The following is a 13,241-nucleotide window of genomic DNA, read 5'->3' as shown; positions in this document are numbered from 1 at the left end:
CTACTCACCTGCCTTTATAATACTGGATCCACTCTTTAACAATCCATCCGGATATTCGTCAATGGTTGTCTCACCAGAGATGGCAACATTTTTACCAATTTTAACGCCTGCCGGGATCACGGAATTCTCTCCGATTGTTACAAGACCGAATGAGTAGATATGTGGTGCAAGCTCATTTGGAACTTCCTCGCCGACACCAAGTTCCGCGTTGTCTCCAATATGAACTCCCTCTGCGATAATTGCCTTGTCCATAACAACACCGTCACCAATCACTGCACCATTCATAATGATGGAATTCTTGATAACTGCGCCCTTTCCAATCGTAACGCCGGAACCGATAACGGAATGCTGTACAGTACCGTAAACCTCCGTTGCCTCACCAACGATACTCTCTGTCACAGATCCTTCCGGATCAATGTACTGTGGTGGAAGCTGATCACTCTTTGTGTAGATTCTCCAGAACTCCTCGTAGAGGTTGAACTCCGGAATGATATCTACGAGTTCCATATTTGCTTCCCAGTAAGAACCAAGTGTTCCCACATCCTTCCAATATCCCTTGTACTCGTAAGCACAAATCTTACTTCCGCGCTCATGGCAATATGGAATAATATGCTTACCAAAGTCACAGGATGGCTGATCCTTCAGTGCTGTCAAAGCTTCACGAAGCAGTTTCCAGTTGAATATGTAAATACCCATAGATGCTTTATTGCTGCGTGGATGCTCCGGTTTTTCCTCAAACTCCTGAATACATCCGGTATCGTCTGTAATAACAACACCGAAACGGCTTGCTTCCTCTATTGGTACCTGATAGGTTGCCAATGTAATATCGGCCTTGCTTGTCTTGTGATAGTCAAGCATTGCCTCATAATCCATCTTATAGATATGATCTCCAGAAAGGATCAGTACATAGTCTGGATTGTAGTAGTCAATATACTCAAGATTCTGATAGATTGCGTTCGCAGTACCTGTATACCACTGGCTGTTTGCACTCTTCTCGTATGGAGGAAGCACAGTTACACCACCGATGCTTCGATCCAGATCCCACGGGATACCGATACCGATGTGCTGATTAAGCCGGAGTGGTCTATACTGTGTCAACACGCCGACAGTATCAACCCCCGAATTAATACAGTTGCTGAGTGGGAAATCAATAATCTTATATTTTCCACCAAATGCAACCGCCGGCTTAGCAAGCTTGGAAGTCAAAACACCCAGACGACTTCCCTGTCCGCCTGCTAAAAGCATAGCTATCATTTCTTTTTTAATCATAATGTCACCCCTTTTAGCATAATATGTTTGTATTATAGCATTAAACCTAAAAAAGTGAAACACTTTTAGGCAATTTTTATAAATTTTTCTTCAAAAAGCTCAATCGAATGGTAAATAATACTAAATTTTACATATTTTTACACATTCATTGTCTCTGCTACATTCTTCATTGTCTTTAAAAACGGTAAAAAATCCACCTCCAGAGACGCTGCAAGCTTGATATCATCCTTTTCCTGCAACACTTTACCCAGGCGTCCAACCGCGGACGCCATTTTGGCTTTATCTATTTTTTGTTCCTTCTCGTTGATCAGATTTTCGCAATTATTGAAGACTTCAATCTCCCAATTGATTCCCTGAATCACCAGATTGAACAACTCATCCGTATCGGTTTGCCGATTATGTCTGAGCTCTGTAATCAGTGTTTCCGTTCCCGGAATGATATTTGCACTGTAGTTATAAAGTTCTTTCAGTAATTCCTGTTGTGCAGATATTTTATCACTCATACAAAATCTCCTCCTGCCTATGACTCTTTGTCTTTGGTTACGATTTCCGTCAGGGAAGATGCAAGTCCCGCAATGCCGGAAATCTCACTCGGAATAATCAGCTTCGTAGCCTTTCCATCTGCTGCCTTGGCAAAAGCTTCAAGGCTCTTCAATGTAAGAACTGCCTGATCCGGTGCAGCCTCGTTTAAGAACTTGATACCATCTGCATTCGCCTGCTGTACTTTAAGAATTGCTTCTGCCTCACCTTCTGCACGGCGGATCGTTGCTTCCTTTGTTGCCTCAGCACGGAGAATTGCTGACTGCTTTTCTGCCTCTGCGGAAAGAATCAAAGACTCTTTTTGTCCTTCTGCACGAAGAATTGCTGACTTCTTCTCACCTTCTGCAATCAGAATCTGCTCTCGTCTCTCACGCTCTGCCTTCATCTGTTTCTCCATCGCATCCTGAATGGCTGCCGGTGGAATGATGTTTTTCAGCTCGACACGATTTACCTTGATTCCCCATGGATCTGTCGCCTCATCCAAAGTCGCACGCATCTTTGTGTTGATCGTCTCTCTCGATGTCAGAGTCTGGTCAAGCTCCAACTCACCAATGATATTTCGAAGTGTTGTCGCTGTCAGATTCTCGATCGCCATAATCGGCTTTTCTACACCATATGCAAACAGCTTTGGATCTGTAATCTGGAAGAATACGACCGTATCAATCCGCATCGTAACGTTATCTTTTGTGATTACCGGCTGTGGTGCAAAGTCAACAACCTGTTCCTTCATGGATATGCGATGTGCCACCTTGTCAATCAAAGGTGTCTTTAAATGAAGGCCTGCTGACCATGTCGTATTGTACGTTCCCAGACGTTCAATTACATATGCATGTGCCTGTGGTACTACGCGAATCGAACTACAAATCACGATCACGACTAAAATAACAAGAAAAATACCTAAAATCTGTGCTCCGTTCATTTTGTTCCTCCCAATTATGAATTTTCTTTTCTAACAACCATCAGCTTCACGCCATCAATACTATCGATCAGCACCTTTTCGCCTGTCGGAATCTTCGTTCCATCCACAGAACGTGCTGTCCAGTCCATGCCATTTAATTTCACGACGCCCTGTGCCTCGATATTATCGATTTCCTGTTTTACAATGCCTTCCTTTCCGATCAGACTATCCACATTCGTCTTTTCGATGTTCTTCATAAAATGCTTCGTTGCAATCGGTCTGGTAAATACAAATAAGATTGCTGAAATCACTGCAAATACAAGAATCTGTACAAGCCAATGTGCTCCGGTCAGCGAGATCAGCCCCGCGATAAGCGCGCCGCCAGCGAACCAGATCGACGTCAGTCCCAGTGTAATGATTTCCACAATGATCAAAAAAACCGTAATGATCAGCCAAACTGTTAAAGCCATATATACCTCCTCCTGCTTTATTCGTGAAACGCAATTCTGCTATTCACACGTTATTTTTATTTTACCACACTGCTTAAAAATCTTCCATAAAAAAAGAAGAGAATTTCGTAAATATTGCACAATTTTAACGAAATTCTCACATTCTTTTCTTATAATTCAGTTTTTACAGATTAATTGCTCTGCATTGCACGCTTTGCACGCATACGAAGCGTCGGATCCAGAATCTTCTTACGGATACGTATGGACTTCGGTGTGATCTCCAGAAGCTCATCTGTATCAATGAAATCAAGTGCCTGCTCCAGAGAAAGAATCTTTGGAGGTGTCAGTTTCAGTGCATCATCAGAACCAGATGCACGTGTATTCGTAAGCTGCTTCTTCTTGCAGACATTTACTTCGATATCCTCTGCCTTACCACACTGTCCAACAACCATACCACCATAGACCTGCTCACCAGGTCCGATAAAGAGTGTTCCACGCTCCTGTGCATTGAACAGACCATAGGTAATGCTCTCTCCTGACTCAAACGCAATCAGAGAACCCTGACTTCTATAATTCATATCACCCTTGTATGGCTGATAACCGTCAAACATGGTATTAATGATACCATTTCCCTTAGTGGCAGTCATGAAATCACCACGGAAACCGATCAGTCCACGGGATGGGATAGAAAACTCCAGTCTCGTTGTACCATTTCCGGTCGGTGCCATGCCCTGCAGCTCACCTTTACGCTGATTCAGCATATTGATGACCGTACCAGAGAATTCATCCGGCACGTCAATGACAGCGATTTCAAACGGCTCTAACTTCTTGCCCTTCTCATCTTCCTTGTAGATAACCTCTGCCTTACTTACTGCGAACTCATAGCCTTCCCGGCGCATATTCTCGATCAATACCGACAAGTGAAGCTCGCCACGTCCGGATACCTTGAAGCTCTCCGTGGTGTCTGTCTCCTCCACACGAAGGGATACATCGGTATTTAACTCACGGAACAGGCGGTCACGCAGGTGACGGGAAGTAACGAACTTTCCTTCCTTGCCTGCAAGCGGCGAATCGTTAACCATAAAATGCATCGCAATCGTCGGCTCAGAGATCTTCTGGAACGGAATCGGCTCCGGATCATCCGGTGAACAGATTGTATCTCCGATATGGATATCTGAAATACCGGAGATTGCAACGATGGAGCCAACGCTCGCCTCGTTAACCTCCACCTTGTTCAGACCTTCAAACTCATATAACTTACCAATCTTTACCTTACGGTACTTGTCCGGTTCATGATGGTTTACGATGATTGCGTCCTGATTCAGCTTGATCGTACCATTATCTACCTTACCGACACCGATACGTCCAACGTACTCATTATAATCAATCGTACTGATCAGAATCTGTGTACCTGCATCCGGATCACCCGTTGGTGCCGGAATATATTTTAAGATCGTCTCGAACAATGGCTGCATATCCGTACCCGGTTCATCCGGTGAAAGTGATGCGATACCTGCCTTTGCAGATGCGTAAACAAATGGGCAGTCAAGCTGCTTCTCGTTCGCATCAAGCTCTAATAAAAGCTCTAATACTTCCTCTTCTACCTCTGCCGGTCTTGCCTCCGGACGATCAATCTTATTGATACACACGATTACGTTCAGATCCAGTTCCAACGCTTTCTTCAGCACAAACTTCGTCTGTGGCATCGCACCTTCAAATGCATCTACCACGAGGATAACGCCATTTACCATCTTTAAGACACGCTCTACTTCGCCACCGAAATCAGCATGGCCCGGTGTGTCGATAATATTGATCTTCGTATTCTTATAAGTAACTGCGGTGTTCTTCGAGAGAATTGTGATACCTCTCTCACGCTCGATATCATTTGAATCCATGACACGCTCTGCGACTTCCTGATTGTCACGGAATACACCACTCTGCTTCAACAGTTCGTCCACGAGGGTTGTCTTACCATGATCGACATGGGCGATAATTGCTACGTTTCTTACATCTTCTCTTGTAATCTGCATATCTCTTTCCTCATCTCTATATACATACTCAACTACAACAAACTTAGGTATTTTATCACATTCTTCCCATAGTTTCAATATTTCAGGCAATTTTTTAAACAATAATAACTGGCTTACGATTTGCAAAATCCAATTTCTCCAATTTGGAAGTTTCTACCTGTATATCCAGTCTCAAATTCGTGCATCCTTTTAGGTATCAGACTATAACGGTTACAGGAGATATCGAATCATGGCTGGAAATAAAGTAGTAATCTGTGGTGTCAATACCAGTAAGCTTCCATTACTTAGCGAAGAAGAAAAGCGTGCATTATTTGTCCGTATGAACGCCGGCGACAAAAGTGCCAGAGAAGAATTCATCCGGGGGAACCTCCGGCTTGTACTAAGTGTGATTCAGAGATTTTCAGGAAATAATATAGAAAGTTCGGACGACCTCTTTCAGGTCGGGTGTATCGGACTGATCAAGGCGTTAGATAATTTCGACCAGACACTGGATGTCAAATTTTCGACGTATGCGGTTCCCATGATCATCGGCGAGTGCCGCCGCTACATGCGGGACAACAACGCAATCCGCGTCTCCCGGTCACTGCGTGACATCGCGTATAAAGCAATCTACACGCGGGATATCCTCACAAAGAAAAATGATCGGGAACCAACCATTGACGAGATTTCACAGGAGCTTGATCTTCCTAAAGAAGACATTGTCACTGCCTTAGATGCCATCGCAACACCGATGTCTTTATTTGAACCTGTATATCAGGAAGGGCAGGATGTTTTATATCTGATGGATCAGGTCAAAGACAAGAAGAACAAAGAAGAAAACTGGGTACAGTCTCTCGCCTTGCAGGAAGCGATGCACCGACTCGATGAGCGGGAGTTAAACATCATCCGGCTTCGTTTCTTTGAAGGGAAAACCCAGACAGAAGTTGCCGACGAGATTGCAATCTCTCAGGCACAGGTCAGCCGGTTAGAGAAAAATGCATTAAAATCCATGCGGCATTATCTGGCAGATGAATAATTATATAAAAGCACGGTGTTTCATAAACGGAGGTAACCCCTCAAACGCCGTGCTCTTTTATATCTACTTCTTATTCAATTATCTTACCCAATATTTAAACTCTTCATCAGCCATACGGATATAGTCATCGTTTTTCAGCATGACATCAAATCCTGGCTGGATCATCTTTCCGTTTACATAGGTATGGTTTGTTGAATTTTCATCGCGGATATAGCATTCTCCGTTGCTGATACGGAAACTGCAATGCTTCCGGCTTACCTTCCGGTTATCCGGAATCTGGTAATCACACTCGGAAGACTTTCCGACTACGAACTCAGTCTTCTCAATTGGAATTAGCGCGTTTGTTCTCGAGCGAACGAGATATGGAGTAATGTTGCTATAGCTCATCTGCTGCAAAACCGTTGTCTCGCCTTCGCCAAGATCGATATCATCTTTCAGAATTTCTTCCTTCTGAAGTTCAATAATAAATGTATAGAACTCTCGCAAGGAAAACATCAAACGGCTGTCCAGATAATGCAGGATCTGATCAACACAGTTTACACACTGCATATCTGCGAACCGGATCTTACTAATAAAATTCTGCACAAACTCACAGACGTTACAATCCGCAAAATCCTTCTCAATCGGCATATACAACAGCTGTACATGCAGATTTGACAGTTCAATATACATATACTTCGTGTTCAGAAGCACCTTCTTGACCGGCATGTTGCGGTCTTCGAAGTACAACAGCTGATTTAATATATTGGACAAGATTGAGAGAAACTCACCCTTGTACAACTGCTTCTTCAAAAACTGACCGAGCGGCAGAGTTGCCGGAATCTTGTACGACAAGACGCGCACACCTTCCACGACGCTCTGCTGACAGGTGGACTGGTTTCCAAGGAAAAATGCATTGAATCCTTCCATCTCCGTCTGATTTACAATTACAGTATCTTCTATTCTGAAATTCAAATTAAATTCATCATAACTTTCCTGTACCTGATCCATGGTTTATCCCCCTGTTACATTTTATTGCAGGTGAAACTCTGATATCGCACCTTCAATCGTCTTATCAGCAGCTTCCTTACCATATTTTTCTACATCCATACGGCTCTTCGCCATATGCGTCAGATTTCCGTTTCCGTTGACACAGCCACCCTGACACGCCATGCCCTCCATAAAGTTTCCATCCAACATATTTCTGCGCAGCTTGAGCAACGCAATCTTACATTCTTCTATACCGTCGCAGACAACCGGTTTCAATTCAAAGTCCTCTGCTCCCTGTTCTTTCATACCCTGCTTTACAGCACTGCTCAAGCCACCTGTGTGAGCAAAGATACGTCCAAAGTAAGAAGCATTCTCCAGACTTTCCTCTTCCAATGTCGTAATGTCAATCTCCCGGCTGTCAAGCACTGCCTGTAGTTCCTCGAAAGTCAGTGCACTGTCAATATACGGTGCAACCGTTTCCTTACGGATCTCCATCTTTTTTGCAGTACATGGTCCGATAAATACAACCTTTGCTGTCGGGTCCTGCTCCTTGATATGTTTACCGATCATCGCCATCGGTGACAATGTCGAAGATACATACGGCAGCATATCCGGGAAATTCTTCTCCACATAAGTCACGAATGCCGGGCAGCACGAGCTAGTCAGCATACCCTTCTCCCGTAGCTCCTGTGATTCATGCCAGGTTGTCATATCTGCGCCAAGCGCAACCTCCACAACCTCATCAAAGCCAAGCGCCTTGATTCCACTGATGACCTGTCCGCGCTTCGCATAGATAAACTGACCGGCAATCGCAGGTGCAACCGCTGCATAGACTTTATAGTTCTTTCCGTGGTCACTATCCTTTAGCATATTAATGACCTGCAATATATACGACTTTTCGTTGATGGCACCAAACGGGCACTGATATACGCATGCACCGCAAGCAATACATTTGTCGTTATCAATCTTCGCTTCCTGATCTTCATTCATTGTGATGGCGCCAATCTTACATGCCTGCTGACATGGACGCTTGAAATCGGAAATCGCACTGTACGGGCATGCCTTCGCACAGGCTCCGCACTCTTTGCACTTTGATTTATCAATATGCGCCTTCTGATGCTCATCAATCGTGATAGCACCAAACTTACAGGCATCCGCACACCGGTGTGCCAGACATCCACGACAATGCTGTCCGACTTCATATCCGCCAACCGGACACTCATCACAGGCAATCTCCATGACTTCAATCACATTATCATTGTCCGGATTGCCGCCCATTGCCATCTTAACCTGTTCACTCACGATTGCGCGTTCCTTGAATACACAGCACCGCATCGTCGGCTTTTTGCCCGGAATAATCTTCATCGGAATATCCAGGATTCCTTCGAGCAGTGTGCCATCCCACGCCATACGCGCAACCTCGCGCAGCACTTCATAACGGAAATATTGGGTTCTGGTGTCAAATTTTCTCATATTCTTTGTAGAGAGTTTCCTCTCCTTCTCCTAATTCTATGTCATATCCTGAAACATATATAATTATCTTAATATTTCTGATAATTTCTGTCAACGGATACCGCTTATTTTTAAATATTTTTTAGTGAAGCTCCCCTTGTCCCTGTGAAAGCATCTCCTCTTTCACTTCATACAGTTTTTTCGACAGATCGACATAATGGATGTGCGGATTCGTAAACCGCTGCTCCTCCTCCCAAATCTGGTGGTCGAGCTGTTCTGTCACATATGCCTTGATTGCATCAAGCTCCGGCTTGTCATAAACAAGTTTTCCATCTCGGAAAATCGGTACCTGTAATTCCTTCACATCCACATTTTCAAATCTCATCTTCTTCCAAGGCTTCACTGGATCGACATAGGCAAATGGCTCATCTCCATTTACTACCTCATCGTACATCGTGATCAAATCTGCCAGTGCATACCCGGTCTCCCTGCTGTAGATTCGCCACAGTTTCTTTCTGCCCGGATTTGTGATTTTCTCAACGTTCTCGGAAATCTTGATCTTCGGTACAAATTCCCCAGCATCGTTCTGCACAGCGGCAAGCTTATACACACCGCCAAAAACCGGATCAGACTTTGAGGTGATCATACGCTCTCCGACACCGTAAGAATTGATGCTTGCATTCTGTTTCTTCAGTGACTGCATCAGGAATTCGTCCACACTGTTCGACACAACGATCTTACAATCCTGCATGTCATGTGCATCAAGTGTCTTGCGGATTTTCTTGGAGAAATACGCCAGATCGCCACTGTCGATACGCACACCTTTCAGGCGTTTTCCGTCAGGCTCCAACACTTCCTTTGCCACGCGGATGGCATTCACCAGACCACTATTTAAGATATCATAGGTATCGATCAGCAGGGTACAGTTGTCAGGATACACCTCTGCATACGCTTTAAATGCTTCATATTCATTGTCAAAAAACTGTATCCAGCTATGTGCCATCGTACCAATCGCCGGCACACCAAACTGCTCATCTGCCATGACCGTTGCCGTCGCAGCCGCGCCACCGATATACGCAGCTCTCGCACCGAGGATTGCCGCATCACCCCCATGTGCACGTCTCGCACCGAACTCCATCACGACCGCACCGCTCTCCGCTGCCGTCCGGCAGATACGGGATGCTTTCGTCGCAATGAGTGACTGGAAATTCATCGTAAGAAGCAGCATCGTCTCGATCAGCTGTGCCTCGATCACCGGTGCCGTCACCGTGACAAGCGGAGTATTTGGATAGCAGATTGTTCCCTCCGGCAGCGCATCGATATTTCCTGTAAACTTAAAATCCGCCAGATACTGCAGGAACCCTTCCGAGAACTCGCCCTTGCTCCGAAGGAACTCGATATCTTCCCTCGAGAAATGCATATCCTCGATATACTCAATCAACTGCTCTAATCCGGCAGATACAACAAAACCGCCGTTGTCCGGATTCTTCCGGTAGAACATATCGAATACAACCATCTTATCTTTAAATCCTTTTTCAAAGTATCCGTTGGACATCGTCAGTTCGTAATAGTCCATCAACATTGTCAGATTTCTCATAGAATAAACATCTCCATTTCCCATGCCCGAAAACATACGATTTCATGCTTTCATACGCTTCATGTTTCCATAATTAGAAAAACTGCTGCACCAAAGCGATGGTGCAACAGCCTTTGTCTTTTATTTCTTAGTTGTTAAATTTAGTTGTTAAATCCACGATAGATAATATCGGATCTCTTCGGTCCATTGGAAACCATCGTAATCGGGAATCCAATCTGTTCCTCGATAAACTCGATATACTTACGGCAGTTCTCCGGAAGATCCTCGTACTTCTTAATTCCCCGGATATCCTGTTTCCATCCCGGAAGCACCTTATATACCGGCTTTGCTTTCTTTAACTTTGCAGTTGTCGGGAAGTCCGTTGTTACCTCTCCGTCGATGTCATAGCCGACACAGACCGGAATCTCATCGAGATAACCAAGTACATCCAATACTGTAAATGCAACATCGGTTGTACCCTGGATACGACAGCCATACTTCGATGCCACACAGTCAAACCATCCCATACGTCTTGGACGTCCGGTTGTCGCACCGAACTCGCCTCCATCACCACCACGGCGGCGAAGCTCATCCGCTTCTTCTCCGAATATCTCACTGACAAATTCACCTGCTCCAACAGCGGATGAATATGCCTTACATACTGTTACGATCTGCTTGATCTCATATGGAGGAATACCTGCTCCAATCGCGCCATAAGCAGCCAGTGTGGAAGAAGATGTTACCATCGGATAGATACCGTGATCCGGATCCTTCATGGAACCGAGCTGTCCCTCTAAGAGGATATGCTTTCCGTCCTTGATTGCCTGATACAAATAAGCAGATACATCACATACGAACGGAGCAACCATCTCCTTGTACTCCATCAATGTGTTGTACACTTCATCCACGGTCAGAAGCGGCTTCTTGTACAGATACTCTAACAATACGTTCTTCGATGCGATCACACGCTCAATCTTGTCGCGCAAGGCTGCCTCATCGTCAAACAGCTCACTTACCTGAAAACCAATCTTTGCATATTTATCTGAATAAAACGGTGCAATACCAGACTTTGTAGAGCCGAAAGACTTTCCTGCCAGTCTCTCCTCTTCATATGCATCGAACAATACATGATATGGCATTACCATCTGTGCACGGTCCGATACGAGAATCTTCGGCATCGGAACTCCCTTGTCTGTAATTGATTTTACTTCGTTGAACAGTACCGGGATATTCAGTGCAACACCATTTCCGATAATGCTGGTTGTATGGTCATAAAATACGCCAGAAGGAAGTGTATGCAATGCAAACTTTCCATAGTTATTTACGATTGTATGACCTGCATTTGCTCCACCCTGAAAACGCACGATAATATCTGCCTTCTCTGCGAGCATGTCTGTAATTTTACCTTTTCCTTCGTCACCCCAATTGGCGCCTACTACTGCCTGTACCATAGTCTAACCTGTTACCTCCGTTTTTATCACTTTGCAATTAATAGTGTGCCGACCACAGCCGACCTTTTTATTTTACTTTATTTTTACAATAAAATCAATACGCATCAATGATTATGCATCTTATACGTTAATCTCTGCCTTTACACCGAGGATATCTTTGTTTGCATCAAGAATTGGCTGAATCTGCTCTGCCAGAAACTCCGCTGTCTGCTCCGGAGCACGTCCAACAAAGTTCTTCGGATCAAGCAATGCTTCAATCTCTTCGCGTGTCATGCCGAATGCAGAATCACAGGCAATAAGCTCTACCAAATTATTCTCATTTCCATACTTCTTGACCTGCTCACCCGCGATCATCGAATACTCACGGATCTTCTCATGCAGCTCCTGTCTGTTTCCGCCACGTTTTACGGCATCCATCATGATATTCTCCGTCGCCATGAAAGGAATCTCCTTCATGAAGTGCTGGTAGATCACCTTGTCATATACGACAAGTCCGTCTACGACATTTAAGTAAAGATCCAGAATACCATCGATGGCAAGGAATGCTTCCGGTACAGAGATCCGCTTGTTCGCAGAATCATCCAGTGTACGCTCAAACCACTGTGTACTAGCCACGATTGCCGGATTTAAGGCATCTGCCATCACATAGTCTGACAGGGATGCGATACGCTCACTCCGCATAGGATTCCGCTTATACGCCATCGCAGAGGAACCAATCTGGTTCTTCTCGAACGGCTCTTCCACTTCCTTTAAGTGCTGCAGGAGACGGATATCGTTTGAGAACTTATGGGCAGACATTGCGATACCGGAAAGTACATTTAAAACTCTTGCATCGACCTTTCTGGAATAAGTCTGTCCGGAAACCGGATAACATGCTGCAAATCCCATCTTCTCTGCGATCTTTCCATCAATTTTCTTGACTGTCTCATGGTCACCCTCAAACAGCTCAAGGAAACTTGCCTGTGTACCGGTTGTACCTTTGCACCCAAGCAGCTTCTGCTGACCGATCATATATTCAAGGTCTGCTAAATCCAGCAACAGCTCCTGCATCCAGAGTGTTGCACGCTTTCCAACTGTCGTTGGCTGTGCAGGCTGGAAATGTGTGAATGCCAGTGTTGGAAGATCCTTGTATGTATCTGCAAACTTTGCAAGCTCATTGATCACATTGATCAGCTTTGTACGGACAAGCTTCATTGCCTCAGTCATAATGATGACATCTGTGTTATCTCCAACATAGCAGCTTGTTGCACCCAGATGGATAATCCCTGCTGCCTTCGGGCACTGTTTGCCATAAGCATACACATGGCTCATAACGTCATGGCGCACGAGTTTTTCACGCTCTTTTGCCACATCGTAGTTGATATCCTCTACATGGCTTTTCAGTTCTTCAATCTGCTCGTCTGTGATACGTGGGTTGCCATCGGCATCTTTTAATCCAAGCTCTTTTTCGGTCTCAGCAAGTGCGATCCATAATTTTCTCCATGTCTTGAACTTCATGTCCGGGGAGAAGATATACTGCATCTCCTTGCTTGCGTATCTCTCTGAAAGTGGGCTTACATACTTATCTCTGCTCATAAAAACCTCCAAATATT

11 protein-coding genes are annotated in these 13,241 nt (G+C 44.8%); 1 reads left to right on the top strand and 10 read right to left on the bottom strand.

The features are described from left to right. The 5 genes from ACZQK9_RS00185 to typA all read right to left on the bottom strand — a co-directional run bounded on the left by ACZQK9_RS00185 (window position 1) and on the right by typA (window position 5,186). Complete coding sequence (locus ACZQK9_RS00185) at window positions 1-1,269, bottom strand: glucose-1-phosphate adenylyltransferase (protein ID WP_177970640.1); 1,269 nt, start codon at window positions 1,267-1,269, stop codon at window positions 1-3. Window positions 1,270-1,406: 137 nt separating this feature from the next. Beyond that, complete coding sequence (locus ACZQK9_RS00180; protein ID WP_178016422.1) at window positions 1,407-1,772, bottom strand: DUF8042 domain-containing protein; 366 nt, start codon at window positions 1,770-1,772, stop codon at window positions 1,407-1,409. Window positions 1,773-1,789: 17 nt separating this feature from the next. Next, window positions 1,790-2,728: an SPFH domain-containing protein gene (locus ACZQK9_RS00175; RefSeq protein WP_483269272.1), complete on the bottom strand. Its 939-nt coding sequence runs from the start codon at window positions 2,726-2,728 to the stop codon at window positions 1,790-1,792. Window positions 2,729-2,742: 14 nt separating this feature from the next. Next, window positions 2,743-3,177 (bottom strand): NfeD family protein, encoded by a 435-nt coding sequence (locus tag ACZQK9_RS00170; protein ID WP_483269271.1) that lies wholly within the window; start codon window positions 3,175-3,177, stop codon window positions 2,743-2,745. A gap of 170 nt (window positions 3,178-3,347) precedes the next feature. Then, window positions 3,348-5,186, bottom strand: coding sequence for a translational GTPase TypA (gene typA / locus ACZQK9_RS00165; protein ID WP_483269270.1), 1,839 nt, complete (start codon window positions 5,184-5,186; stop codon window positions 3,348-3,350). A gap of 229 nt (window positions 5,187-5,415) precedes the next feature. Between typA and sigG the strand changes: the two genes are divergently transcribed. After that, complete coding sequence (sigG, locus tag ACZQK9_RS00160) at window positions 5,416-6,201, top strand: RNA polymerase sporulation sigma factor SigG (RefSeq protein WP_178016418.1); 786 nt, start codon at window positions 5,416-5,418, stop codon at window positions 6,199-6,201. Window positions 6,202-6,279: 78 nt separating this feature from the next. On the opposite strand, the gene ACZQK9_RS00155 is transcribed toward sigG, so the two are convergent. The 5 genes from ACZQK9_RS00155 to purB all read right to left on the bottom strand — a co-directional run bounded on the left by ACZQK9_RS00155 (window position 6,280) and on the right by purB (window position 13,224). Next, on the bottom strand, window positions 6,280-7,191 hold the full coding sequence (locus tag ACZQK9_RS00155) for an FHA domain-containing protein (protein WP_483269269.1): 912 nt from the start codon (window positions 7,189-7,191) through the stop codon (window positions 6,280-6,282). 21 nt (window positions 7,192-7,212) lie between these two features. Next, entirely contained in the window at window positions 7,213-8,643 is a 1,431-nt protein-coding gene (locus ACZQK9_RS00150) for a 4Fe-4S dicluster domain-containing protein (RefSeq protein ID WP_178016416.1), read from the bottom strand. A gap of 121 nt (window positions 8,644-8,764) precedes the next feature. Then, window positions 8,765-10,219, bottom strand: coding sequence for a nicotinate phosphoribosyltransferase (locus ACZQK9_RS00145; RefSeq protein ID WP_483269268.1), 1,455 nt, complete (start codon window positions 10,217-10,219; stop codon window positions 8,765-8,767). Between the two features lie 140 nt (window positions 10,220-10,359). Continuing rightward, window positions 10,360-11,649 carry an adenylosuccinate synthase gene (locus ACZQK9_RS00140; RefSeq protein ID WP_178016414.1) on the bottom strand — a complete coding sequence of 430 codons (1,290 nt, stop codon included), beginning with the start codon at window positions 11,647-11,649 and terminating at the stop codon, window positions 10,360-10,362. 120 nt (window positions 11,650-11,769) lie between these two features. Next, complete coding sequence (gene purB, locus ACZQK9_RS00135; protein WP_178016413.1) at window positions 11,770-13,224, bottom strand: adenylosuccinate lyase; 1,455 nt, start codon at window positions 13,222-13,224, stop codon at window positions 11,770-11,772. Between the last annotated feature and the right edge of the window lie 17 nt (window positions 13,225-13,241).

The sequence above is a fragment of the Wujia sp. genome, from assembly GCF_056872695.1.
The sequence above is the reverse complement of the archived record's forward strand: the minus strand, read 5'-3'. Positions and strand labels throughout refer to the sequence as shown.